The 25,700-nt window shown below is 66.6% G+C and carries 14 protein-coding genes; all 14 read right to left on the minus strand.

The genetic code is table 11. From position 1 onward, the window contains the following. Positions 1 to 2: 2 nt before the first annotated feature. Positions 3 to 2,651: an FG-GAP-like repeat-containing protein gene (locus DWV11_RS10375; protein ID WP_168404659.1), complete on the minus strand. Its 2,649-nt coding sequence runs from the start codon at positions 2,649 to 2,651 to the stop codon at positions 3 to 5. Between the two features lie 226 nt (positions 2,652 to 2,877). Then, a complete protein-coding gene (locus DWV11_RS10380) occupies positions 2,878 to 4,185 on the minus strand; it encodes a polysaccharide deacetylase family protein (RefSeq protein ID WP_168404661.1) in 1,308 nt (435 codons plus the stop codon). A 161-nt stretch (positions 4,186 to 4,346) separates the two neighbouring features. Next, positions 4,347 to 7,172 carry an FG-GAP-like repeat-containing protein gene (locus DWV11_RS10385; RefSeq protein WP_168404663.1) on the minus strand — a complete coding sequence of 942 codons (2,826 nt, stop codon included), beginning with the start codon at positions 7,170 to 7,172 and terminating at the stop codon, positions 4,347 to 4,349. A 348-nt stretch (positions 7,173 to 7,520) separates the two neighbouring features. Further along, positions 7,521 to 9,740 carry an outer membrane protein assembly factor BamB family protein gene (locus DWV11_RS10390; protein ID WP_115788794.1) on the minus strand — a complete coding sequence of 740 codons (2,220 nt, stop codon included), beginning with the start codon at positions 9,738 to 9,740 and terminating at the stop codon, positions 7,521 to 7,523. Further along, positions 9,709 to 11,046, minus strand: coding sequence for a polysaccharide deacetylase family protein (locus DWV11_RS10395; RefSeq protein ID WP_115788795.1), 1,338 nt, complete (start codon positions 11,044 to 11,046; stop codon positions 9,709 to 9,711). Before DWV11_RS10395 ends, DWV11_RS10390 begins: the two co-directional genes overlap by 32 nt. Before the next feature lie 21 nt (positions 11,047 to 11,067). Then, complete coding sequence (locus DWV11_RS10400; RefSeq protein WP_136017895.1) at positions 11,068 to 12,459, minus strand: hypothetical protein; 1,392 nt, start codon at positions 12,457 to 12,459, stop codon at positions 11,068 to 11,070. A gap of 4 nt (positions 12,460 to 12,463) precedes the next feature. Next, positions 12,464 to 16,912, minus strand: a complete 4,449-nt coding sequence (locus tag DWV11_RS10405) for a glycosyltransferase (protein ID WP_115788797.1) — start codon at positions 16,910 to 16,912, stop codon at positions 12,464 to 12,466. A gap of 25 nt (positions 16,913 to 16,937) precedes the next feature. Next, on the minus strand, positions 16,938 to 18,185 hold the full coding sequence (gene wecC, locus DWV11_RS10410; RefSeq protein ID WP_115788841.1) for a UDP-N-acetyl-D-mannosamine dehydrogenase: 1,248 nt from the start codon (positions 18,183 to 18,185) through the stop codon (positions 16,938 to 16,940). A 15-nt stretch (positions 18,186 to 18,200) separates the two neighbouring features. Next, entirely contained in the window at positions 18,201 to 20,111 is a 1,911-nt protein-coding gene (locus DWV11_RS10415; protein ID WP_115788798.1) for a glycosyltransferase family protein, read from the minus strand. After that, on the minus strand, positions 20,108 to 20,998 hold the full coding sequence (locus tag DWV11_RS10420; RefSeq protein ID WP_115788799.1) for an ABC transporter ATP-binding protein: 891 nt from the start codon (positions 20,996 to 20,998) through the stop codon (positions 20,108 to 20,110). Before DWV11_RS10420 ends, DWV11_RS10415 begins: the two co-directional genes overlap by 4 nt. Next, positions 20,982 to 21,830, minus strand: coding sequence for an ABC transporter permease (locus DWV11_RS10425; RefSeq protein ID WP_245953544.1), 849 nt, complete (start codon positions 21,828 to 21,830; stop codon positions 20,982 to 20,984). The genes DWV11_RS10420 and DWV11_RS10425 overlap by 17 nt, the downstream gene beginning before the upstream one ends. A gap of 44 nt (positions 21,831 to 21,874) precedes the next feature. Beyond that, a complete protein-coding gene (locus DWV11_RS10430) occupies positions 21,875 to 23,623 on the minus strand; it encodes a glycosyltransferase family 4 protein (protein ID WP_115788801.1) in 1,749 nt (582 codons plus the stop codon). Further along, the gene (locus DWV11_RS10435; protein ID WP_115788802.1) at positions 23,620 to 24,879 is read right to left on the minus strand and encodes a glycosyltransferase family 4 protein; all 1,260 of its coding nucleotides are present in this window, start codon (positions 24,877 to 24,879) and stop codon (positions 23,620 to 23,622) included. The genes DWV11_RS10430 and DWV11_RS10435 overlap by 4 nt, the downstream gene beginning before the upstream one ends. A gap of 5 nt (positions 24,880 to 24,884) precedes the next feature. After that, a complete protein-coding gene (locus tag DWV11_RS10440) occupies positions 24,885 to 25,586 on the minus strand; it encodes a hypothetical protein (protein WP_136017896.1) in 702 nt (233 codons plus the stop codon). Between the last annotated feature and the right edge of the window lie 114 nt (positions 25,587 to 25,700).

Genomic DNA, 25,700 nt, shown 5'->3' on the forward strand with positions numbered 1-25,700 from the left:
GCTCAGGTGCTCGCAAACTTGTGGCTCTTGAGTATGAACGGGTAGCTGAGGGTGCTGCCGACGGAACTTGTCCCGATGTCTGTGTATTTGACGGCGCCATTGGCGTCGATCCAGACGATTCCGTTGAGGTCCGGGCGGTGGCCGTAGACGGGTGAGAACGCCGTCATGGCCGAGAATCCTCCGGTGCTGAGCCGGACCGGGGTAGTGGAGACCGTGCCGCCGTACACACGCGAGTAGCGGTAGAGCGAGCCGGCCTGATTGACGATGAGGGACGTGCTGGTGGCCCGCGACGGTACCATGAGGACGAAGTTCCTGCCCTGCCAGCCTGTTCCGATCGTGGCCGGCGTACCCAAGGCGCCGGTGCTGAGGACCGGCCAGGCCCGCAGGATTCCGCTGGCGGGATCCATCGCGATGACCGACAGGGACGTGCCCCAGATTCCCACGGCGAGGTCGACGGCGGCCCAGCCGGATGGCCCCACCACCGCCGGCGGCATGAAACCGCCGTTTGGGAGGCCCCGGTGGAGCTGCAGCGTCCCGTCGCTGTGGTTCGTCAGCACATCGAGGATGCCGTCCCCGTTCCAGTCCACGACGTGCGCCGACCGCACATATCCGCCGAACCCGGAGTCCGCGCGGATCGGGTTGCCGAAGCTCCCATCCCCCGAGGACCTGCACACATACAGCCAGGCGTTGGGCCCCACCGTGACCAGGTCCGCCCTTGAACGGATCGTGGGCCGCTGCACCGCGTCGACTTCAACGATGTTCGTGGTGTTTTCGACGAAGAACAGCCGGCTCTGTTTGTTGACCACCATTTCCGTGTACGGGCCGCGGAGGACTTCCTTGCGGGTTTGGCGGAACGGGTCCAGGACCGTCACCGTTCCCCCGCTCAGATGAATGATGCCGCTTGCCTTCGGGAGGTACTTGATGGTGCTGGTCCGGAAGCCGGGAGAGGCCGAGCGGTAGAGGAGCTGATAGGTCGCCACCGGCGAACCGCTGGCCTTGTTCAGCCGGATCACGCCGTTGTTCGTGCTCACATAGAGGATCCCGTTGATCATGATCGGGCTGTTGATCTCCACCTCGCCCGTGAAGGGACGCGCCCAGAGCAGGCGCCCCTGGGGCACATTCCACGCAAAGACATGGGCGGGCTTGGTATCGTAGTTCGACCCCAGCCCGCCCATGATTCCCGTCGTTCCATAGACGATGTCGCCCTCACCGACGAGGCCCAGCACCGACTGCCCGGCCACCGGGCCGGACACAACTTTGATGTCCGTGTCGTCCGCCGGGTTCAGGATGGCGAGCGCCCCGCCGTTCCGGCCATAGTCGGGGATGGTCCCGGCCACCACCCTGTTGCCGGCGGTCGCCCAGCAGATCGGCCTCGACTGGTAGTAGGGGTAGCGCAGTTCGATGAGCTTGGTCACAGCCTGGGTCACCGGGTTGAAGCGGAGCAGCACACCCCCTGTGTAGGAGCCGACATAGATCGTGGACGCGTCGTATTCAAACATGCCTTCGATCTGCGCAATCCCGGTCCCCAGCGGTGACCTCCAGGTTGTCCGTGTCGTGATGTCGACGCTTCCGATGCCGTCGCCCGTGTATCCGCCGAAGTAGATCTTGTCTTCGGACTGGGACGCCATGAGGGCCTGCAGTTTGAAGGTCTGGGCGGCGAAATTCGGTGTGACGTCCCGGATGACCGCCTGGCTGCCGACGGAAACCCTGATGCAGTGGTACTGGCCGTCGCTCCCGCACAGGATGTTGACGAAGGTGTCCGTGTCGGACACTTCGACGTCGATGGCCCGGGCGGTGTCCGGGACGAGGCACACATACGACGCTTCCAAGGTCCTGGTGTCGATCCGCATCAGCTTGTGGACCCCCACCGTGTTCCACACGGCATAGGCATCCAAGGAACCGGGCGCCGACCCACTGGTCATCGCGGAGGGCATCCAGTCCCACGGACGGGTGACCCACGTGTCGTTGGACGTGCGGTAGACCTCGAACCGGAGCATCCCGTCGGCGCCATCGAAATAGATGAAAAGAACGTCCCCGTGGGCGTCGATCCGGTGGACGAATCCGGTGGACCGGGCATCCGGGAGGGGAATTTCGCGGATCTGATCCGGGCTGTCGGTGTGCCAGGTGAACACGGTGGGCTTCTGCGAGCCGGTTCCAACATAGACCCACCCCGGCCCGTCGATGGCGAGTGAGCGGATGTACTGGGTGTCCGGGCGGATCCGGGCGGTATGCAGGGTTGCGCCGGTCCGCGGGTCGAAGCGGGTGGTGTTGCCCGTTGGGTAATTACCGTTCCACACCCTGTCCTTCGAGTCCACGGCGACCGCGAAAGCCGCGTTGGTGGACGTCGGTGCCGTCTGGTAAGCATCCGTAACGGTCCCGGAAAGCGTGACCCTCTTGACGGTGTCGTCCGCGCCGAAGGCAAGCAGTGCCCCGGTTCCGGCTTCGACGGCAGTTTTCCCCACGCCCCCGCCGCTGGCCGGGAAGGGGACAAGGGACAGCTCCCGGACACCCGTGGCGGCATCGAGGATCTGGAGTTGATCAGTCAGCCCGGCGCTTCCGGCGGCAATCTTCAGCGCTCCGGTGCTCGTCCGGAAGAAGGCTGCGTTGACCTGCGGAATGCTCGAAAAGACGTTGCGGTACCGCCTCAGCACGGCTGAGGGTTCCGTTCCGACCGTTGTCAATGCAACGTCGGAACCGAATGCGGTGTCGAGGGACGCGGCCGCTGCGGGTGGAGCACTCGTTGCAACCCGCCCAAGTCCTGCGCCCGCCCCCAGGACGACGGCTAGGGACAGTACGGACCGTCTGCGGATATGGGGAGTATTGCTGGCATGTGCCTCGTGGTCGTTCATGGTCTTACCTACCTAGTCATCTCCTGTCTCACGCCGCGAGCAATTGCGGTGCCTGGACCAGTAGTTCGCCGCCGGAAACGGGTGTGAGCTGGACCCGGACGGTCCGTGTCCCTGTCAATGGCAGGGTGACGTACTGATGCAGCGCGGTGTTGGTTCCTGAGCCGCGTACGGTGACGTACCTCGCCGCGCTGAACCGTGCGGGCGATTCGGCGTCGAACACCTCGAGCTTGAGCCGCACCCCGGTGCCGGAACGCACGGACATCCGCAGCTGCCGGGTGGAACCTGCGTACACGCCAAGCGCGCAGTCTTTGGACAGCGCGGTCGAGCGCGTTCCCCTGCGGGCGTAGTGCCCGCCTTGTTCGGCACGGAGGGACCACTTCGCGGACAAACCGTTCCAGCCGTTCCAACCGTTGCTGAACCCCTGGTCCCCGCCCAGGAGGTCATGCCGCGACGGGCCGTCGAGCTGCGCGAGCATGAGGCCGCCCACGGTCAGGATGTCCAGCCGGCCAGCGTCCCGTTCGGCCGCGCACCAGGCGAAAAGGTCTTCGACGGCGGCAAGGCCGGCGGCATTGAGGGAACTGGGGTGGTACATGAAGCACACGCCCTTGTGCTGCCTCCGTGCAGCATTGACGAAGTCCTTTCCGCGCCACGCGACGGCCGCGTCATCGATCCGTATGTGGCTTCGGCCCATGTTGAGAAGCGCTTGTCCCGTCATGGACCAGTACCCTGGCATGTACCCGGTGGAAAGCGCATGCTGCTGTGTAATGAGCCGGCCGGCCAGGTGTTTCTGGAACGACGACCAGTTGGCGCCGCCGTCAAACCCCCGGTAGTTCGTGCCGCCGACCCCGGGGGGAACGAACAGCTCGATCGGCAGCTTGGGCAGCGAGCGCGCCAGGGACCAATGGGCCTCCACGATTTCCTCCGTGAGGCGCAGATCCGTGGCGGCATCGCGATGCGTGGCGCTGTGGTTCGCCACCTCAATGCCGTTCTCCAGAGCACTCCTCTCCAGGAGCGGGAAGGGCATCAGCTCGCTTCCTGCGGGCCCCTTTTCAACCGCAGTCATCTGGGACATCGCTGCAATAGTCACCGGTATGGCGTATTTCCGGTGCAGGGGCAGGAGATCGGCCTTGAACCTGTTCAGGTGGTGGTCACAGCGGAAAGCGACAGCCGCACGCCCCGCCGTCCCGATCGCTCCGCCGCGGCGTGCAATGAAAGTATCGAGAAGCGTTTGGTTGAACGCGAAGGGGTACGGAGCCGGTGAGTCCGCCGCGTGTGCGGATCCGAGACCGGTCAGGAACACAGGGGTGGCCGCAAGCTGGCCCGCAAGAAACTGCATTGCCCGCCGACGGCTGAAGGGTATGAGACCATCGTGCATGAGCTCCCCTGACACTGCACCCAGCATGCTTGACGTCCGTTGAGCGTTCGGTTATAGGCTAGCCCTCGTTCCGCCGGGGCGAAAGGGACCGCGGGTCCTTACAGGGAGCACGTCGGATGGCCTCAGGTGCTTGCCAGCTTGTTGCCCTTCAGCAGGAACGGGTAGGCGATGTTGCTGCCCACTGAGCCTGGCGCGATGTCCGTGTACTTGACGGCACCGTTGGCGTCGATCCAGCCGATTCCGTTGAGGTCCGGGCGGTGGCCGTAGACGGGTGAAAACGCGGTCATGGCCGAGAACCCTCCGGCGCTGAGCCGGACCGGGGCCGTAGTGACCTTACCCCCATAAACGCGCGAGTAGCGGTACAGCGAGCCGCCCTGGTTGACGATGAGGCACGAACTGGTGGACCGCGAGGGAACCATGAGGACGAACTTCCGGCCCTTCCATCCGGTGCCGATGGTGGCCGGCGTTCCCAGGGCGCCGGTGCTGAGGACCGGCCAGGCCCGCAGGATGCCGCTGGCCGGATCCATGGCGAGCACCGACAGCGAGGTGCCCCAGATTCCCACAGTGAGATCCACGGTGCCCCAGCCCGTTTTCGCCAGGACAGCCGGCGGCATGAAGCCCCCCCGCGGCAGGCCGCGGTGCAGTTGCAGGGACCCGTCGCTGTGGCTTGTCAGGACGTCGAAGATACCGTCTCGGTTCCAATCCACCACGTGCGCGGACCGTACATAGCCGCCGAACCCGGAGTCCGCACGGAGAGGATCCCCGAATTTTCCGTTGCCGAGGGAACGGCAGACACTCAAACCGCCGGTAGGACCCACCGAGACCAGGTCCGCTGCGGTGCGGATCGTCGGCCGCTGCACGGTGTCGACCTCGGCGATGTTGGTGCCGTCTTCGACGACGAACAGCCGGCCGTCCTTGCTGACCGTCATTTCGCTGTAGGCACCCCTCAGGATTTCCTTCCGGGTTTGCCAGTAGGGGTCCAGGAGGGTCACTGTGCCGCCGCTGATGTGGAGGATGCCGCTGGCCTTGGGAAGGTACTTGATGGTGCTGGTCCTGTACCCGGGGGCGACGGAACGGTTGAGGAGCTGGTAGGTCGCCACCGGCGAGCCGCTGGCCTTGTTGAGCCGGATCACCCCGTTGTTCGTGCTCACGTAAAGGATCCCGTTGACCAGGATGGGGCTGTTGATCTCTACTTCGCCGGTGAACGGGCGGGCCCACAACAGTTTGCCCTGTACGACATCCCAGGCGAAGACGTGGGCGGGCTTGGTGTCGTTGCTCGCGCCTTGTCCGCCCATGATCCCTGTGGTGCCGTACACGATGTCGCCTTCGCCGGCCAGGCCCAGCACGGACTGCCCGGGCACGGGTGCGGACACCACCTTGATGTCGGCGTCGTCGGCCGGATTCAGGATGGCAAGCGCACCGCCGTTCCGCCCATAGTCCGGGATGGTCCCGGCCACCACCCTGCCGCCGGCCAGGGCCCAGCAGATCGGCCTCGACTGGAAGTAGGCTTTCCGCAGCTCAACCAGTACTTTGATCGTTTTCGTGACGGGGTTGAAGCGGAGCAACACTCCGCCGGTGTAGGAGCCGATGTAGATCGTGGACGCGTCGTATTCGAGGATGCCTTCGATCTGCGCGATCCCGCTCCCCACCGGCGACCTCCACGTGGCCCAGGTGGCGAGGTCGACGCTGCCGACGCCGTCTCCCCTGTAGCCGCCGAAGTAGACCTTGTTTTCGCTTGCGGAGGCCAGGAGTCCCTGGACTTTGAAGGTCTGGGCCGCGAAGCCGGCCACCACGTCCGAAAGGACCGCCTGCGCAGTGGCGGAGACCCGCACGGACCGGTACTCGCCGTCGCTCCCGCAGAGGATGTTCACGAAAGTGTCTGTCCCGGAAACCTCGACGTCCATGGCCCGCGCCGTGTCCGGGACGAGGCACACAAACGTCGCCTCCATGGTCCTGGTGTCGATCCGCATGAGTTTGTGGACGCCCGCGGTGTTCCAGACGGCGTAGGCCTCCGGGGAGCCGGGCGCAGAGGCAGAGGTGCGTGCAGAAGGGATCCAGGTCCACGGCAGGGTAAGCCACGTGCCGGTTGAGATCCGGTACACCCTGAACTTCTGGGTTCCGTCGGCGCCGTCGTAATAGACAAAGAGCACGTCAGCGTGGGCATCGACACGTTCCACGAACCCCGACGCGTTGGCGTCGGGGAGGGGGATTTCGCGGATTTCGTCCGGGGTGCCCCTATGCCAGGTGAACAGGCTCGGGTTCTGGGACCCCGTTCCCGCAAAGACGTTGTCGGAGCCGTCGATCGCGAGCGCCCGGACGTACTGGGTATCAGGGCGGACACGCGGGGTCTCCAAAGTCGTCCGGGTCAGCGGATCGAACCGCGTGGTGTTCCCGGTGGGATAGTTGCCGTTCCACACTCCGCCCTTGGAGTCGACGGCGACGGCGAACGACGAGTACGTCGAGAGGGGCGCCGTGTCGTACGCATCGGTGACGGTACCGGAGGCCGTGACCCGTTTGACGGTGTTGTCCGCGCCGAAGGCAAGCAGGTCCCCGGTTCCGGCGTCGATCGCGGTGTTCCCTACGCCGGCCCCGTTCCCCGCAAACGGCGCCAACGATGCCTCCCGGACACCCGTGGCGGCGTCAAGGATCTGGAGCTGGTCGGCCAGGCCGGAGCTTCCCGCGGCGATCTTCAGTACGCCGGAGCCTGTCCTGAAGAACCTGGCGGTCACTTGGGGGACGCCCTGGAAGACGTTCCGGAATCTGCGCAGGAGGCGGGACTGCTCCGTTCCGACGGTAGTGAGCGGGATTCGTTGCCCGAAGCTGGTCGCAAGGGACTGCGCTGCAGCCGGAACCGTTCCGGCGACCGTGAGTCCGATCCCGGCGCTGGCTCCCAGGACAACGGCCAGTGACAGGACGGATCTCCGCCGGATCAACTTCCCGGCGCTCATCGGAGCAGCTCCGTCGGCGCATGGCGCGGAACTGGCATAGCGAGATTGAAGAGACCGCACATACCGAGACCCCCAGGGACCAGAAGCCGGTCTTGGGGACCAGCCATGCTCCATTGGAGCCGTCGCGGTGAAGGCCCGTCACGAGTAGTGTGTACTCCACTTTGTACGGTCGCCCAGGCGGAAAATGGGGCGAATAGTACTCAATTCGGGGTGTCCGCAGGGGGCCGACTACTCGGTCCTGCACCGTGCCCTGAGTAGCGGCGGGGACGGCCGCGGACGTAGCGTCCCCGCCGACTGGGAGAGGGGTACCCGGGCCGGGCAGGGGAACCGGCCCGGCCTGCGCGGCCCTCAGGCGCCGACAGCCACCTCGACGATGTCTGTGCCGTTGTCGACGAGGAGCAGTTTGTTCTGCTTGGAGACGGCTAGATCCGAGTAGGTACCCCGCAGGAGCTCAGTACGTGTCTTTCGGCCGAGATCCAGCAAGGTCACTGTGCCGCCGCACAGGTGCACGATCCGGTTGTGCCCCGGGAGTGCTTCGATGCTGCTCGTGCGGTATTTCGCGGCCGCCCAGCGCTCAAGAAGCCGGTACGTGGCCAGCGGCGTTCCGTCGGCCTTGCCCATCTGGACCACCCCGTTACTGGTGCTCACGTAGAGCGCGCCGCTCACCAGGAGGGGGCTGTTGATCTCCACTTCGCCCGGCAGGGCCTGCTTCCACAGCATCCTCCCCTGCGCGACGTTCCAGGCGAAGACATGGGCGGGGGTGGCATCGTTGGGTGCGCCGTGGCCGCCCTTGATTCCGGTGGTGCCGTAGACGACGTCGCCGTCTCCGACCAATCCCAGGATGGACTGCCCCGGGACCGGATCCACGATCACGCGGGTCGAGTCGTCCGCCGGGTCGATGAGGACCAGGGCGCCGCCGCTGCGGCCATAGTCCGGGATGGTACCGGCGACGACGCGGCCCCCTGCCGTCGTCCACGCGATGGGCCGTGATTGCAGGTACTTGTCCCGCAGTTCGATGAGCTTCTTGACGGACCCGGTGGCGGGGTTGAAGCGGAAAATGACCCCGCCGGTATAGGAACCGATGTAGAGCGTCCTGGCGTTGTAGGCCAGCATCCCTTCGATCTGCCGGATGCCCGCCGCGGGGGTAGAGCGCCAGGTCCGGCGCGTAACGGGGTCGAGGCTGCCGATCCCATCTCCGAGGTAGCCGCCGAAGTAGACTTTGTTGCCCGCGGGGGCGATGAGGGTTTGCAGCTTGAAGATGCGCGGGGCGAGCTCGGCCGGCACGTCACGGACGCTGTTCCCGTTGTCGAGGGAAATCCTGGCAACCCGGAAACCCTTGCCGCTTCCGCACAGCAGGTTCAGGTAGCCCTGGCTGCCGGACGCCTCGAATTCCATCGCCTCGGGCGGCCCCGGAACGAGGCACACGAAGGCCGCATCGAGCGTCCGGGCGTCAATACGCATCAGCCGGTGCGAACCCGCGCCGCTCCAGACTGCGTAGACGTCGGCGTTGTCGCCGGAAGAGGCAGTGACCATTCCGGACGGCAGCCATCTCCATGGGGGCGTCAGCCAAGTGCCCGTTGACGTCCGGTACACGCTGAAGATCGTCTTCCCGTCCGGCCCGACGACGTACACAAAGAGGAGGTCGCCGTGGGCTTCGATGCGCCGAACGAAACCGGTGGGGGTCCGCCAGGGCAACGGAATCTCGCGAACGTTCCCTGGGGTGTCAGTGTCCCAACTGAAGATGGCCGGATTACTGGCCCCCGTCCCCGCGTAGACCGTGTCCGAGGAGTCGATGGCCAGGGAGCGGACGTACTGGGTGTCGGCGCGGAGCCGGCCGGTGTTGAGGGTGGCTCCGCTGGCCGGGTCGTAGCGCGTGGCGTTGCCGGAGGGGTAGTTGCCGTTCCAGATGCGTCCCTTTGAATCCGTAGCCACGGCGAAGGATGCGTTGGTTGTCCCCTTCGCCGTGCTGTACCCGGTGGAGACCATCCCGGCGGAAGATACCCGCTGGACGATGTTTTCGGCCCCGAAGGCGAACAGCGTGGCACGTGCGGCGTCATACACTGTTGCCCCGACACCGCCGCCATTGCCGGGGAACGGGTTGATCTGTTTCTCCCTGACGCCGGTGGCGGCGTCGAGGATCTGCAACTGACCGCTCAGGCCCGCCGCGGAAGCCGCGATCTTCAGGACGCCCTGCCCGGTCCGGAAGAATTCTGCGGTGACATCCGGGTCACCCTTGAACACGTTCCGGTAACGGCGGAGCGGCGCACTGGGTTTCGCCATCCTGGTGGTCAAAGCGACTGCCTTGCCGTGCGCGGTTTCAAGGGACTTCGTGGGCATCGAGGGACCTGGCCGCTGGGCAGGAGCGTCGAGGACGGACCCGGGGTCGGCTGATGGCTGGTCCACGGAATTGGGATCCGCGGCCGCGCGGCCGGGCCCGGGCCCGGCGGTGGAGCGGGTGAGCGCGGTCCCGGCGCCCAGGGCAATGCCGAGCGACAGCACCGTCCTGCGCAGGAGCCCCTTGGATGCGGGCACCTGCTCAGGCGGCGAGGAGTTCGGGTTGCCGGACATCAAGATCACCCCCGACTGCGGTCGCGGTGATGCTGAGGCGGAGGGTGTCCGTGCCCGTCAAGGGCAGTGTGAGGTACTGGCGGACGGGAACGAAACCGGGCGAGCCCTGCAGCACCACGTCCTTGGTGACGTTCAGGCCCGCTGCAGAGCCGGCGTCGAACACGCGCAGCCGCACGCGGCAGCCTCGGAGGGAGCGCAGGGAGACGCGCAACTGCCGCGGCGAGCCGGCGTGCCCGTCGAGCGGAATGTCCCTCCCCAGGACGGCGGTGGGCGTGCGGCTGCGCGCGAAGTCCTGGCCGTCTTCCTGAAGCAGGGTCCATTGCTCGTCCGGAACGTTCCAGCCGTCCCAGGCGGGTCCGCCTACCCCGGGAGCTGTCAGCAGGTCGTGCCGGTCCGCGCTGTCGATCCGCGCGGTCATCAGCCCGCCGACGGTGAGGATCTCAAGGCGCCCGGCATCGCGTTCCGACGCGCACCATTCGAAGAACCCTTCGAGGGCGGTGAGTTCGGCCGCGTTGAGGCCGCTGGGGTGGTACATGAAGCAGGCGCCCTGCCGCTGGCGTCGGGCGAGCTGGACGTAGCCCCGTCCGCGGCTTATCGCGTCGAGGCTCTCGAAGGGGATGTGGCCCCGGCCCAGGTTCGACAGGGGTTCGCCCGTCATCGACCAAAAGCCCCGGATGGTTCCGGTCGACAGGGCGTGCTCCTCCATGATGAGCCGCCCCGCCGGATTTTCCGAGAACGCTTGCAGGGTCGCTCCGCCGTTGAATCCCATGTAGTTCGTACCGCCGACTCCGGGCGGGATGAACAGTTCAATGGGCAGCTTCGGCAGGGATTGCGCCAAGGAGCGGCGGGAGTCCACGATCTCCGCGCGCAGCCGCGGCTCGGAATCCGCGTCGCGGTGGGTGGCACTGTGGTTTCCGATCTCAAACCCGTTCTCCAGCGCGTACTGCTGGAGCTGAGCAAACGTCACCGAGTCGCTGCCGTTCGGTCCGCGTTCGACGGCGGCCATCTGCGACAAGGCCGCGATCGTCACCGGAATCGAGTACTTCCGGTGCAGGGGCAGCACATTGCTGACGAACTTGTTCAGGTGGTGGTCGCAGCGGAACGCGATCGCCGACTGGCCGTCGGTGCCGATCGGCCCGCCGCGGCGGGCGAGGAAGGCATCGAGCATGGACGCGTTGCCCGGGACGGGCTGCGGGCCTGCGTCGTCCGACGGCGTGCACCCGCTAGCCGAAAGAGCGGCCACCGTGCCCAGCCCGGCGAGCGCCACGAAGCGCCGCCGACCCAGGGTTCCACGTTCCAATTCCACAATTCTCCTGTCCGGACGGAGCTAAACCCAATGCGTGGTGAAGGCACGGACGGTGGCCCCTGGAACAGACCGGCGGAAGACCCGCGCACGCACCTGCCCTTCGTCGTCGGACAACGGGAAGGTGAAGTCCGTGTCACCGCTCGGCGGACGCTGTTCGAGGATGCCGGCTTTGCCGAACAGGTGGACCGCGAGGGTTTCTCCGTTACCGGGCCAGCATTGGAGGGTGACCGACCCGGGTTGGCGGGTCAACGCGTAGGGCAACGGCTCCTGCCCGCTGCCCTGTTCGAAGTCGGCGACTTCGGCGGACAACAAGTGTTTGAAGACCTGGCCGATCTCGCTGTGGGGCAGGCCGGGCAGCACCAGGCTCGCGGGTTCGTAACCGGCAGCGCGGGCGTCGTCCAGGAGCGGTTCCACGTGGGAGGCCAAGTGGTGGTCCGCGGAACCAACCGCCACGCGGATGGCGGTGGTGCGGTGCCCGTTGGCCAGGATGCCCCTGGCCTTGTCATTGAGGAACCGCCGGTGCTCCTCCGTGGCCCCGCCCGTCATGAAGTCCAGGATCTGCGGGGCAGCGTGGAACAAGTAGTCCCCCACCCGGTACTGGGGCGCACCCAGGACGACCTTCCCGACTCCGAGGGTCACGCCGTGCAGCAGGGCCGCGGTGGCGCCTTTTGAGGAGCCAGCGAACATGACGTCTGCAAGCGAAACGCCGAGCTCTTCGACGAGCGTGCCGAGCAGGCCCTGGGTCTCGTGGAAGATCGAGTCGTCGCCGTGGTCCATCCAGTAGTAGGACCCTTGCCGGCCGAAGTCGTCCATGATGAAGGCCTTGGACAGGCGGCTCTGTTCCAGGGATGCCCGGTAGTTGAAGGTGAAGTCGTATTCGGCGCCGATGGCCGAGAAAACCACCAGGAGCTTGCCTGCCGATGCCCCGTCGGGACGCTCCGCACTTTCGGCCCGGTCCAAGAGGTAGTTGAAGGAGCGCCCGGAATCGTGCCGGAGCCAGTTCATGCCCGGGCGCCCGATGCCGCGGTCCTTCAGCAGGAAGCCGTCCAGGTGCAGGCGGACCCGCACGCCGCCCCCGTCGCCGGACAGGGCAAGCCGCTGTCCACCGGGACCTGCCTCAACGGCCAGCCGGGCCGGCGTCGCGCATTCGAGGTGCAGTTCGCCGAACTGCACCTCGTCCGACCAGAACGCCGCGCTGTGCCCGTGGGCGACAACCCTCACCCCTTCGGGGATGCCCACCCGGAGGTCCCAGGGGCCGCCGGAACCGGCGTCGCCTTCAAGGACGAATCCCGCGGGTCCGCCGGGCGGCAACTCCGCCAGGCTCGGGCTTTGGCCGTGGAACCCGGACGCGGCGTCCGCCGCACCCCGGAACGAGGCCGCGAGCAGGTCCCGGGCAGAACTGTGGAGCAACACCAAACTACTGACCGCCATCCGTCCGCACCGGCGCCCCCAGGATCCGGGCGCACAGGGCTGCGAGTACCTCGTCCTTGCTGAAACGCTGCTGGACGAAGGCCTGTGCCTCGGCCGCGTTGGCGCGCCAGTCTTCCGGCGAAGCGGTCTTGTCCTCGATGTGCTGCACCATTTCGTCGACGCTCGCGGCGAGCCACGACGTCGGGTAGATCTGGTCGGCACCGGGCCAGGCGAGGCTGGCCGGTACGGCGCCGTTCATGGCACCGTCGGCAAGGGTCAGGTGGAATGATTCGAAGTCGCTCACGGACAGGACCACGCCGATCTTCGCGTACCACTCCGCCATGTCGTTGCCGTGGGGGTCGAAGGTGACGCCGCCGGCCAGGTCCGGGTCTTCCGCGATCCGCGCGTACTGCTCCTCGTAGAAGCGCATTTCCTCGGGCCGTTTGGCCATCCAGGCGAATTCCTCGGGCCGCTTGCCCTTGACGAAGAGCCTGTAGCGGTTGTCCTTGGCCCGGAGCGCCTTGAGCACATCCAGCGCCCTGTCCAGGTGCTTCTGGGCCGGAACGATCCCCACCAGGCCGAGGTGGAATCGATGGTCGTCGTCCTTGGCCTGCTCCTCACCGGCCGGATTCACCGGGTTCGGCACGATCAGCGCCTTCTTGGAAGGCACGTTGTGGTCCCGTACGGCGATGTCCGCGATGTGCCGGCCGACGAAGACCACCGAATCGACGGCGCTGAAGGCGACGTCCTTGAGGTACGGGCGGAAGATCTCCTGGGAGTGGACCCGCAGCACCAGCCGCTGATGCGGAAGCTTGTTCTTCGAGTACCACAGGGCGTTGCCGAGTCCCCATTCGCAGAAGACGACGTCGGCACTCTTCAGCAGCGCTTCGCTCTGCTGAGGATCGTGCTTGTTGTGGTCCCGCCACTGGTCGAAGACGACGGTGTGTCCGCGGTGCTTGAGTTCCTCGACGATGCCGCCGGCGAACTTCAGGTCGTGGCCGGCGACCAGGACCGTCTGCTTCCTGGGGGCCGGGTCGTCGACCACCGCCGGGCGTTCGCTGCGGAGCAGGGTCCTGCGCACGGTCAGTGCCGCATCTCCGCTCCCGTCCCCGCCCGCGTTGCCGGTGGCTGTGAGCGCGGGCAACTGCGGGTTCCCGGCGCCGGGCTGGACAAGGCCGAGGCCCTTGGTTTCGAGGCCGCTTTCGCCGTAGCCGATCCGGTTCCAGTCACCGAACGTGGTGGCGGTAAGGAGGTCTTCGAAGGCGGTCCGGTCTGCGGTGTCGCCCGGCAGGGTGCCGAGGAAGCCGATGCCTTGTTCGGCCGCCTTCCTGCGGGCGTCCTCGATGTCGACGGCGGCGCTGACGCCGGCGGAACCGGACGGGGCGTAGACAGTGCGCGGCTGGACGGTCTGCGCGTCCACCCTGGCCCGCTGCTCGGCCGTGGCCTCGGGGAGGAAGACGGCGTAGGACGGAAGCTCCGGTGCGCGGACCACCAGGCCGGCCGTGCGGAGGGCGAAGGCCAGTCGGTGGCCGGCCGTGTGCCCGCGGTGGACATAGCGGTACGCCAGCCAGGCATCGCGCAGCCTGACTGCTTCGTTGCCCATCCACTCTTCGATGATGAGTTCGGCTTCGTCCTTGCTGGAAACCACCGGCACCAGGCCGTTGAGGACTTCGCGGACACCCCGGCCCGTGCCGCTGACCACGGCACCGCCGGAGGCCGCGACTTCCATGACCCGCCGGGAGAACATGGTGGGCGAAGCGTCCACCGAGTTGACGTTGATGTGCACCGGGTGCGCCTTGTACGCATCCACCATGTCCCCGTAAGCCAGGCCGCCGCGGACGTAGCCCGCCAGCTCGGCCGGGAAACGGTAAGGGCTGTCAGGGTTGAGGTGCTGGCGGTCGTAGATCGCCAGGCCGAAGTTCCGTGCAGCACCGAGCAGGCGCGCGAGCTCGGTGGACCGCTTCGGGTACTTCTCGCCGTAGTAGGAACCCGCGTAGGCGACGGAGTGCTCGTAGGGCCGCTCCGCCGGCAGCGGGTTGTGAAGGCGCGGCTGCGCGTAGAAAGGCAGCGAAGCCACAGTCTTCAGCCGGCGGCCGGCGCTTTCGAGGTACTTCGGGATGCATTCGGCGTCGGTGGTGAACACGTGGTCGAAGTACTTGGCCGTGACCCTGAAGCGGTTGAAATGCACAGGGTCTTCCTTGTTCCAGAAGACCGTGGGCACCGCATTGGCGTTGCAGTAACGCAGCAGATCTCGCAGCACGGCAAAAGGCTCATCGCCATAGAACCCGACCTTCTGCCGCCACAGGCCGCCGACGCCTTCCCAGGCGGACTCGACGAACAAGGCATCGATGGGGTTCGCCGCCAACTGGCTCCGCCAGGTGGCGGGCTCGAGGACCACGAACCCGGCTTCGGGAAGCAGGCCTTCCGTGGTGAACTGGTCCGCGATGATTCCGATGCGGTGGGCCTGGAGTGGCTTCCCGGCGTCGTGGGCGCCGTAGCTCGAACGCGCCTCCGCGTGTGTGGCCGCTGCCGTTTCCGAAGCCTGTGCCCACGTCCTGTGCCCGATGGTCCAGAGACGGGCGCGGCGGCCCATTTCCGACCGCAGCTGGGCGTCTTCGGCCAGGCGGCGCAGGACTGCGGCAAGGGAAGCGGGGTCGCCCGGGCTGCAAAGCAGCGCACGGTCCTGGGCCTGGCCGGCAAGGTCCCGCAACGGTCCAAGGTCGGACAGGACCACGGCCTTGCCGCTGGCCATGGCTTCGAGCGGCTTGAGGGGCGAGACCATTTCCGTGACGGGGAAACGCCGCCGCGGGCAGGGCATGATGTCGAAAAGGCTCACGTAGTCCTTGACCGACTTCGCCGGGACCCGTCCGGTGAAAATGACGTGCTTGCCGAGACCGAGTTCCCCGGCGGTCTTCTTCAGTTCGCCGAGTTGCGTGCCGTCACCGACGATCACGCAGCGCACATCCAGGCCCTGGTCCACCAGGATCCTGGTGGCTTCCAGGAGGTCGGGCAGGCCCTCGTAGGCGACGAGGCTGCCGGTGTAGCCGATAACGATCGAGTCTTCGGGGAGGCCGAGCCGGGCCCGGAGGTCAGCCTTGGGCGGCATCGGCTTGAAGGTATCGGTGTCGACGGAGTTGGGCAGCAGCTCGATCTTGGCCTCGTCGGCGCCCCTGCGGATCAGTTCCTCGCGGACCTGCCGGGTGATCGCCAGCACCCGGTCGGCTTCCTGGACCACCAGGGCTTCAAGCTTCACCGCAAGCCGGTAACGGTCGCTTTCGTTCCACCACGGCCTGTTGGAGAGTTCGGTGATCTCCCAGATGCCCCGCACTTCGTAGACGAAGGGAAGCCCGAGCCGCCGGGCAGCCATGAGCGCCGGCAACGCGGTGACGTAGTTGGAGGCCGCGTGGATGACAGCGACGCGGTTGCGCTGAGCTTCCCGGACGATCACATCCGCAGCGTTCATCAGGTAGTGGTCGAGGCGGTCCTTCGACAGGTCGGGGCCCGGATTGAAGACGTGCGGGACTCCGGCAATCTTGCGTTCGAACCTGCGCTGGCCGGGAGCAGGCACGTCGGTCCGTGCGTCCCACGGATAGCCCGGACGGGCCGCGACGACAATGTCCTCGCCGTTATCCACCAGGCCGGTGACGAGGCCGGCGGTGCGGGTCGAATATCCGTTGCTGTTGAAGTGCCCGGTGCTGTGTGCGCAGTACAGGACCCGGCCGCGTTCAACCAGGTACCCGGGGTTGGGCTGCTTCGGGGAGACGAAGATCCCTGATTCCAGGAGTGCGTTCTGTCCCTCGATGTTGTCGAGGATCTCCTTGTCTTTGGCCGTCAGCCCCGTCAGCAGGGTCCTGTGTGCGGAAATCCTTGAGGCGGGCAGCGCGAGGTCGCCCCGGACGAAGTACTCATGCATCACCAGTTTCAGCAGGCTCCCCTTGGAAGGAGCGGACTGGAACTCGGCGAGAAGCTGCTCGTAGGCGGGGACTTCCTGGCGCGGTGCGGGCTTCGAAACTGCGGGCTTCGAAACTGCCGGTTTCGACGGCGCGGCCGCCGGGTTCTTCGCGGCCGCCGCGGGCTTCGCCGTCGGGAAGAACGACGACGGACGGAACGACGACGCAGCCGCCTTCAGCTTTCGCGCGGCCCGCTTGGCGATGGCGTACGGTGCCGTCAGGGACCGCCCGAGCCGGAGGCTCCGGGATTGCCGGAGCCTCCGAAGGGTCGTCTTGAGCTGCGTGTTTTCCGATTCGGCCCGGTTGAGCCTGTCTTTGAAGCCGTCCCTTGCACGGCGCATCGCCCGGAGATCCTTGTCGAGGTCTCCGGCCTTCCTGGCTTGTCTCTTGGCTTCTTTGACGACGCGTTCGTAGTCACGGATCAAATCGTCCGTGTCGCTCGCGTACCGTCTGCGCTTCGCCAGCTGCAAAGCGGAAGTCTGTGCCGATTCGTCAGGGTGCTTCATCAACAGGTCTCCGAGTCCTCCGTTTCTACTGCCAGATTCCGCGGGTGTCGATCACGGCCTTGCCGCCGAGGACCGCGCGGTCGATCTCCTTGAAGTCGTCGTGGTCCACGAGCAGGAGGACGGCGTCCGCTGCGTCGATGGAGGCCGCGGTGTCACCCAGGGTGACGTTGGCAAGGCCGGCGAGCTGGCGGGGCAGGCTCTCGACGTGGGGTTCCACGACCAGCAGTTCCGCGCCGTCGACCTTTGCGCTCAGCTTCTCCACGATGGCCACGGCGGGCGACTCGCGCAGGTCATCGATGTTTGCCTTGAAGGCCAGCCCAAGCACTGCGATCTTCGGCGCAGCCTTGTCACCAACGGCGTCGAGGACCTTCTTGACGACCCATTCGGGCTTGGCGTCGTTGGTCTCGCGTGCCTGGCGGATCAGCTGCGCCTCTTCGGGCGCTGCCGCCACGATGAACCACGGGTCCACGGCGATGCAGTGGCCGCCGACGCCAGGGCCGGGCTGGAGGATGTTGACGCGCGGGTGGTGGTTTGCCAGCTTGATGAGCTCCCACACGTTGATGCCGAGCTTGTCGCTGATCACGGAGAGTTCATTGGCGAAGGCGATGTTGACGTCGCGGTAGGAGTTCTCCACGAGCTTGGCCATCTCGGCCGTTGCCGCGTCGGTGACGAGGATTTCGCCCTGGCAGAAGACGGCGTACAGTGCCCGTGCCAGTTCGGCTGCCTTGGGCGTCAGGCCGCCGACGATGCGGTCGTTGGTCACGAGCTCGACCATGATGCGGCCGGGCAGCACGCGTTCCGGGCAGTGGGCCACATGGATGGCCGGCTTGCCGTCGGCACCGTCCAGGCTCAGGTCGGGCCGCAGGCTGATGAGGTAGTCGCCCAGCAGCTGGGTGGTACCGGGAGGGGACGTGGACTCGAGGATCACGAGTTCGTCGCCCACGAGCTGCGGGGCAATGGCGCGCGCGGCGGCCTTGATGTAGGTGACATCCGCGGTGCGGTCCGGGTTGAACGGCGTGGGAACAGCGACGATGTACGCCTGTGCTGCCGGGGTTTCCAGCGACGCGCTGAGCTTCTTCTGGCTGACCGCGCCGGCCACGTACGAGGCGAGGTCCGGTTCAACGAACGGCACCTCTCCGCGGTTGACCGCGTCCACGGTGCCCTGGTTTACATCAACGCCGATGACGTGGATATCGTTTCCGGCCAGAATTGCTGCAGTCGGCAAACCGATGTAACCAAGACCGACGACCGCTACGTTTTCGATTGTATTCATTCCAAACACCCCCGTTTAGACAGAGACTTCGTCCCTGTAGTTTCCAAAAAATTTCAAAGAACCACTGGCGAGCAGTTCGGAATCGCTTACCTTCCATGTGTGCCCTGAGCCGGCACGTTGTTGACAGTAGTTGAACCGGTCAGATGAATAGACGGTGAGCCCGTTAGCCACTGCATCTCTGAGGAATTGGCTGTCCTCGCCGCTGCCAAGCGCAGCGAAAGGAGTGCTCCGGAACGTGTCGGCCGAAGCCATGATGGTTGGGCCCATGACCGTTCGAGTATAACGATGCTCCCACTCCGGGAAGCGAAGCAGCGTGGCGTTCGGCGCTTCCAGGTACATGTAGTGGGCCTGTTTTCCCACGACGTCGGCGGCCGAAAAGCCCAATGCGTGCAATTGGTCACTCAGGTATGCCGGCCCGTAATAGTCGTCGTCATCCATCTTGGTGAAGACGTCCCCGGAGGCCGCGGAAACGCACTGGTTGAGGCACTCCCCCAGGCTCTTGTCCGCGCCCGCGGAAAGCAGGGTCACCTCGGCCAGCCCGTGCGTTTTGCGGAGGCGGTCAAGCTCCCCGGGCGCGAGGTCGAAGCCGTGCGTCAGCAGCACAAGTTCGACGTCGACGTCGCGCTGGTCCGACACGGTCCGGAAGACGTGGTCCAGCTGCCACGGACGGATGGTCGACACCAGGGCGGACACGGAGGGCCGCCGCGTGGGACGGGCCAGATGCGGTGCAGCGGCCGCCAGGACCTGGTTGCTGCGTGCGCGGTAGGTGTGGTCGCGCCAGATCCGGCGCTGGGCCCGGTGCAATTGGCGGTCGCCCAATGCGGGATTCCGGGCGAGCGCTTTGAGGAGTTGTTCCGCTTCAGCCTGGTTTGAGACGGTGAAGATTTCATCGTCGGAAAAGTAATTCCCGATCGCTTTGCTGGGGGTGGTGACGATATTGGCACCGGCCGCCAATACCTCGAATACCCGCCGGGAACACATGGTGGGCGAATCCACCACGGAATTCACATTGAGGAAGGTCTTGTACGCCTTGTAGGCGGTGAGCATCTCCGCGTAGTCCAGCGAGCCCACCACCCGGTCTTCGAACGCTTCCGGGAAGCGGTATTTCGGGTCGGTGCCGGCGTGCCGCGCGAAGATCTCCAGGCCGGTCTCCATGGAGGGCGAAGCTGCGACGGCGGCGGACAGCAGGAGGTCGAGCTGCTCGCGTCGTTCCGGGTACTTCCCGGCGAAATACATCCCGGCAAACGCGACGTCCCGCTCGTGCCAGCCGTACCGCGGCCGCACGGGGTTGTGGATCCGTGGCTGTGCCGCGAAGGAGAGCACGTCGACCCTGTCGTGGCCGAGGTCTTTCCGGTAGGCGTCCAGCCGGCCGGAGTCGCTGGTGAAGACGACGTCGAAGAGTTTCGCGGCCGCGATGAAGTCGTCATAGTGCGGCGGATCTTCCTTGTTCCAGAAAACCGAGGGGATGCCGTGTGCCCGGCACCAGGAGGTCAGCTCGGACAGGGCGGAGTCGTTGGCGGCGCCGGAGATCTTTCCCGTCCAGCGTCCGCCGTTCCCGGCCCAGGCGGATTCCACGAACAACAGGTCAACCGGGTTTCCGGAAAGCCGGGCCTCCCAGTCCCGCGGTGAGAACTGGATGCAATTCCACTCTTCGCCGAAGGCGAGCAGGGAGAAGTCGTCAAGGATCACCGCCACGTTGACGGGAGGCTCCGCTGCGTCCCGCCGTCGCCGGGGCTCCGCGGGCCGGAACCTGAGCCGCTTCCGGCGGCCACGGCCCACCCAGGCGCCTTCGGCGCCGCGGACCGTCTCAAGCTTCCGGTACCCGGCTGCAGCGGCCTCGCGCTCAAGCCATTTCCTGGCTTGGGCGGGGCCGCCGGTCCGCAGGTGCCAGAGGAACTTGCGAAGGGAAGCGATACCTTCGTTCACGCGCGGGACCGCCTCAGGGAATTGCGGTCGGCGACATCGGCGACTTCCAGGTCGTTGATCATCCGGCGCCGGAGCTTCATGGCGGCGAAACGATCGCCCTCGGCCAGTTTCTGGGTGAACATCCGGTACCACTTGATGATGTGGTCCGGGTCGCCGTCGGCGATCAGCTCACCCTGGTCGATCCAGATCGCCCGGTTGCACAGTTCCTTGATGGTGGGCATGCTGTGGCTCACCAGGAAGACCGTACCCGCCTGGCCCAGCAGTTCGAGCATCTTCTTGCGGGTCCGGTCCTTGAACTGGGCGTCGCCGGTGTTCAAGGCTTCATCGATGATGAGGATCTCAGGATCGATGCTCGCCGCGATCGCGAACCGGAGCCGCGAGCTCATGCCCGCCGAGTAGGACTTCATGGGCATGTGGATGGCCTCTTCGAGGCCGGAGAGTTCCACGATCGCCTCGTACTTGGCGTCGATCTGCTGGTGGGTCATGCCCATGGCCAGGCAGCCGAGCACGATGTTCTGGTCGCCGGAAAGCCCCGGGATCAGTGCTGCGTTGACGCCGAGCATCACGGGTGTCGAGGTGGCGTACACCGCACCGGAGGTGGGCGGAACCTGGCCGCCCACGAGTTTGAGCAGCGTGCTCTTGCCCGAACCGTTGCGGCCGATCACGCCCACCGACTCCCCGTGTTCGACCACGAGGGAAAGTTCCTTGAGCGCAGGGACTTCCACGGCTTTGGTGCGGTTGACGGCGGAGCGGAACCCTTTCCAGCGGACGGCCGGCGCGGAGGATCCGTCCCGGCTGCGGCTGGTGGTCCGGTAGGTCATGCTGACCTTGTCGATGACAACGGCCGGAGTACCTTCGATGAAGTTCAGATCAGAGCTCTCGGCCATAGGACTCCTCCCCCTTCCAGAAGAAGACCATTCCGATGGCGAGGGTCGCCAGGGACCAGAGTGCGAGGATCGCCCACGCCCGCCAACTGCCGAGGCTTCCGTAGAGCACACACTCACGGGCCAGGTGGACCACGTTGTAGAGCGGGTTGTACTCCATGACGCCCTTCAGCCACGGCACCGAGTCGAACTTGTCGATGGAGAAGAACAGGCAGGACATGTACATCCACAGGCGCAGCACGTAGGAGATCAGCTGGTTCACGTCGTTGAACATGGAGACCAGGCGCGCCAGGATCAGTCCGAGTCCGAGATTGAACAGGAACTGCAGGCCCACCACCGGAACCAGCATCAGCCAGCGCAGGGAGATTTCTTCGGCGGGCGGCAGGATGATCACCAGGACGAGCATCGTGATCAGCACCGGGATGTTGGCGAACAGCTCCCGCAGGTTGGCCGCCAGGACCAGGCTTGCGCGCGGGAACTGGAAGGCATGGATGACGTTCTTGTTCCCCGCAATGGCCCGCGACGAGACCGAAATGGCACGCGACGACATCTGGAAGAGGAACACGCCGATCACCAGGTAGGCCACGAAGTTCTCGATGCCGTGCCCGGACTTCAGGAGCACACCCATGATGAGGTAGAACATCAGTCCGTTGAGGAGCGGGCTCAGGACGAGCCAGGCCCGGCCCAGCTTGTCCTGCTCGTTGCCGGTCTGCACGCGTGCCTGTGCGTCGTAGTACACGAAATGCCGGTAGTCCCACAGTGACACCAGGTAGTCGAGCAGGGGTGGGCGCGCCCCGACCCGGCGCAGGCCGCGCAGGTTCACGGAGGTAGCCACCGCGGTTGGCTGGGGTCCCTGGGGTTTCGCGGGTGTTTCCGTGCTCAACGTAGTGCCTCCATCAAATTCGCATAGGCCGAGGCCAGGGCCCTGGCGTTCGCCTGCCAGGTTCTCGTTTCCAGGACGGCCTTGCGCCCTGCCTCGCCGAACGCCGTCCGCAGTTCCTTGGAGGCGAGGAGTTCGGCGATCCGCATGGCCAGGCCGCCCGGATCTTCGGGTGCCGCCAGGAATCCGGTGATGCCGTCCTCGACGATCTCGCCGAGCGCGGGGAGCCGGCTGGCCACGACCGGACGGGCGCAGGCCATGGCCTCCACCGGCTTCAATGGCGTCACGTCCCGGGCGACCGACAGGTCCTTCCGGGGCACGACGAACACATCCAGGGCCTGGTGGTATTGGTGGGCCCGGTGCCGCGGAACCCGTCCGGTGAACACCGCCCGGTGGTCCAGCCCGGCGGCGCGGACCTGTTCACGCAGTGCCGGCAGCGCCACGCCGTCACCGACTATCAGCAGCGTCAGGCGCGGGTGCCGCGGCGCCAGCAGCGCGAACGCAGAGACCAAGTCGTCCAGGCCTTCGTAGGCCACCAGGCTGCTGACCGTGCCGATGTACAGGGCGTCCGGGTCCAGGCCGAGTTGCGCGCGTGCCTCCGCCGCCGGCCGGGGTTCAGCCAGGAAGTCGCCGCCCACCGCATTCGGCGCCACCAGGACCTTCTCCCCCGGTACGCCGGCGGAGACGATGTTTTCCTTCATCGCCGAGCCAAGGGTCACCACCAGGTCCGCCGAACGCATGGCCTCCGCTTCACGCTCCCGGAAGAGGCGGTACCGCTGGCTGTTCTTCGCCTCCGGTCCGCGGGTGGAAGCCCAGGTGTCGGCAAGCTGGCCGCGGACCTCATAGACCCAGGGAATGCCAAGTGCTTCCGCGACCGCGCGGGTGACGAGGGCGTTCACATAGTGGGTGGTCGTATGCAGCACCGCCGGCCGGAAGTCGAGCGCCAAGTCGAGCAGCGCTTCGGCCTGCTGCTGGAGGCGTCCATCGACAGTCGCGGCCAGGCGGGCCGGCAGCAGCCTCTGGTAAGTGATGCCGTCCACAACATCGCGGTGGCGCGCGGCGAGCTTGCCCACCTGCACCGGATAACCCACCCGGGTCACCGCCATGGTGTCCCATCCGGCATCCTTTTGGGCCAGGAGGACCGAATGCGAGCGTTGGGCATATCCGCTGGCGGTGTGCGGCAGCGAGTTCGTCAGGACGTGCAGCACCCTGCGGCGGTGCGGCTCGTACGGCACGGGTGCAAGGGTGGGCGTCCAGCCTTCAAGGAGCCGCAACTCTGCTGCGAGCCGCTGGCCCTGCCGGCGTTCAGCACCGCTGGCGGCGCCGTCCAGGATCCCGACGGCGGCACTGACCTCGCCGTCGTACCAGAACCGGCGCGCCTGGGCGGCGCGGTGGCGGCGGGCTCCGGCTGAGTGGCGGAGGAACGAATCGGCGAGGTCGGGGCGGTTGGCGACCAGCGCGACGTCGGCCATTGCCCTGCTGTGCTCCGCGGACGGGCCGGCGTCCGCAAGGGCCGCTTCCAGCCGCCGGACCACATCCTGGTCCTCGCCCGCCATCAGACCGGCCAGCAGCACGGGTCCCCGCGACGAACCGGGCCCGGCGGCCCGGATCGCGGCTTTCGCGAGGGTGCGCACCAGGCGGGACGGCATCCGCCGGGACACCTGGAGGGCCAGCAGGGCCGGATCATCAGCCAGGTGTTCGCGTGCGGCCCCCGCCGCGAGGCGAAGATTACTCAGGAGCTCTTTCATCGGCGGCGCCTCCGGGAGGTGGCAAGGACGCCCTTGATCAGGTCCATGTAGCGCGCGGCGAGGAAGGGGTAGTCGGCGTGCTCCTTCACCCATTGCCGGCCATCGCCGTTACGGATCAGCCGGCCCCTGTCCTTGGCCAGCGAAGTCCACAGCGACGCCAGTGCCTCCGGGCTGCTCGCCACGATGTCACCGGCGCCGGCGTCTTCGATGATGCGGGCGGCCTCCCCGCGGACCACAGCGGTGACGTGGCGACCGACGGCGAGCACCTCGTAGGTCTTCGACGGCACCGTGGTCTCGAAGGATTTCCAGTCATCCCTGAGGGAGACCAGGCAGGTATCCGCCGAAGCGTAGCGCTCCATGACGTCCTTGCCGTGCATCGGGTCATGGAAGGTGACCGGCGCGTCCAGTTCGAGGGCAAGCTGCTCCAGCTCGCGGCGCTTCACTCCGCTGCCCACCATGTGCAGGTGCATGGAATCGCCCACCAAGGCGCTGGCCCGGATCGCGACGTCGAGCTTCTGGCTCCTGCCATGGTTGCCCAAGTACAGGACTTCGAAGGTGTCCCGTTCGAGCGCGGGGGGCGCCAGGGTGGGGATCTGCTCCAGCCGGACACCGTTGCTGACAGTGGCCACGTTGGCCAGTCCGCGGGCCCTGAGGGTAGAGGCGAAGCCTTCGGTGACGGTAACCACCAGGTCCGCCCGGTGCTGCACGAACTCGACGGCGTGTTCGGCCAGGCTCTTGACCTTGCCCTGGACGAGACGGGCGTCCCGTGCCAGGTCCGGCCAAGCGTCCCGCATCTCGACGATCAGCGGAACCCGCCGCAACCTGGAGAGGACATACCCGGCGCCGAGCGTCGGGAGGCTGGGCGCGGTGACGATGACGACGTCGGGCCGCCGGGTAAGCAGGCCGAGCGGAACGGACAGCACCGCCGAATAGCACTGGTCGAGGAAGCGCGCGAGGTGGGAGGCACCGTGCCGCAGGTAGGGTACGCGCACGATCAGCTCCGAGTTGGGGCCCTCCTGGCTGCGCATCGGCCAGCCGGCAGTATCGCGGGGAAGCTCCCGGCGTCCGTGGGGTGTGTGCGCAACCGGCGCGACGACGTCGACGTTCCAGCCGGCGGCGGCGAACTCCTTGATGAAGGCGGTCCAACGGCGCTGCGGCGGGCTGCTCTCAGGCCAATAGGAGTGGGTGACGAGAGTAAGGCGCGGCGTATCCCCGCAGCGCTGTTGCTCAACGCCTGTTTGTGTGGCGGTCTGCATCGGGTTTACTTATGGCTCCGGAGCGGCGTCCTCCGGGACTTGGAGCCCATGAACCGGAAGTAGGCAAACCCGGCCCCGAGCAGGGCAAGGACGGTGATGATCTGTACGTGCAACGGGCTGCCGGTGGCGACTGAAACCACGGAGTCGAGGGTCTTCGCCACCGGCTCGGGGATGGGCACCGGAGCCGCGGTCTTGGCGGGGGCGGCAGGCTTCGGAGCGGGGGCGGTACTGCTGCTGCCGGTGGGGTCCGGAGTCTCCGGCAGGGCCGGGACCTCCGCGGTACCCGGATCCTGGAGCTGCCCGGCGGGCTGCTCGACGATGAAAGGGAACGGCGCCGGGGACGCCGGGGCCAGGGGTGCCGGATTCGGTGCGGGCTCCGCCGGATTCGTGGCTGTTCCCCCGCTTCCTCCGCCGGGAATGATGGTTCCGGGAAGATTTGTCACCGGACCGCTCGTTTCGGAACCGGAAGGCGCGGGATCAGTCGTGCCGGGATCCGTCGTTGCGGGATCGCCGGGAGCGGGCCCGGTTGTCCCGCCGAGGTCGATGGGATCCGAGGGTCCGGGAATGATGGTCCCCGGGTCGAGCGTGTTGTCGATGATCGGGGCGGGAGTCTCTTCCGCGTGTGCGGCGCCGGCCTGGATTCCCAGGGTCAAGGCAAGCGCAAGCACCGCGGCGCACTTGCGTGCCCCGCTGCAATACTTCCTCATCGTTGCCCCCCGCAGCGATTGCGGCAGGTCCTGCCCGCCGCTGCTGCGGCTGGCGAACCCGGCCGGTTAGTCAAAGCGAATCAGTCGGTCCAGTCAATAAGATCCTGATCAGCA

The organism is Arthrobacter silvisoli, from assembly GCF_003369445.1.
Classification (GTDB): Bacteria; Actinomycetota; Actinomycetes; order Actinomycetales; family Micrococcaceae; genus Arthrobacter; species Arthrobacter silvisoli.

Bases quoted from the DNA above. Each gene is read 5' to 3' on its own strand.
- DWV11_RS10380 (WP_168404661.1), bottom strand. From the start codon at position 4,185: ATGCAGTTTCTTGCGGGCCAGCTTGCGGCCACCCCTGTGTTCCTGACC.
- DWV11_RS10385 (WP_168404663.1), bottom strand. From the start codon at position 7,172: ATGAGCGCCGGGAAGTTGATCCGGCGGAGATCCGTCCTGTCACTGGCC.
- DWV11_RS10390 (WP_115788794.1), bottom strand. From the start codon at position 9,740: ATGTCCGGCAACCCGAACTCCTCGCCGCCTGAGCAGGTGCCCGCATCC.
- DWV11_RS10405 (WP_115788797.1), bottom strand. From the start codon at position 16,912: ATGAAGCACCCTGACGAATCGGCACAGACTTCCGCTTTGCAGCTGGCG.
- wecC (WP_115788841.1), bottom strand. From the start codon at position 18,185: ATGAATACAATCGAAAACGTAGCGGTCGTCGGTCTTGGTTACATCGGT.
- DWV11_RS10420 (WP_115788799.1), bottom strand. From the start codon at position 20,998: ATGGCCGAGAGCTCTGATCTGAACTTCATCGAAGGTACTCCGGCCGTT.
- DWV11_RS10430 (WP_115788801.1), bottom strand. From the start codon at position 23,623: ATGAAAGAGCTCCTGAGTAATCTTCGCCTCGCGGCGGGGGCCGCACGC.
- DWV11_RS10435 (WP_115788802.1), bottom strand. From the start codon at position 24,879: ATGCAGACCGCCACACAAACAGGCGTTGAGCAACAGCGCTGCGGGGAT.
- DWV11_RS10440 (WP_136017896.1), bottom strand. From the start codon at position 25,586: ATGAGGAAGTATTGCAGCGGGGCACGCAAGTGCGCCGCGGTGCTTGCG.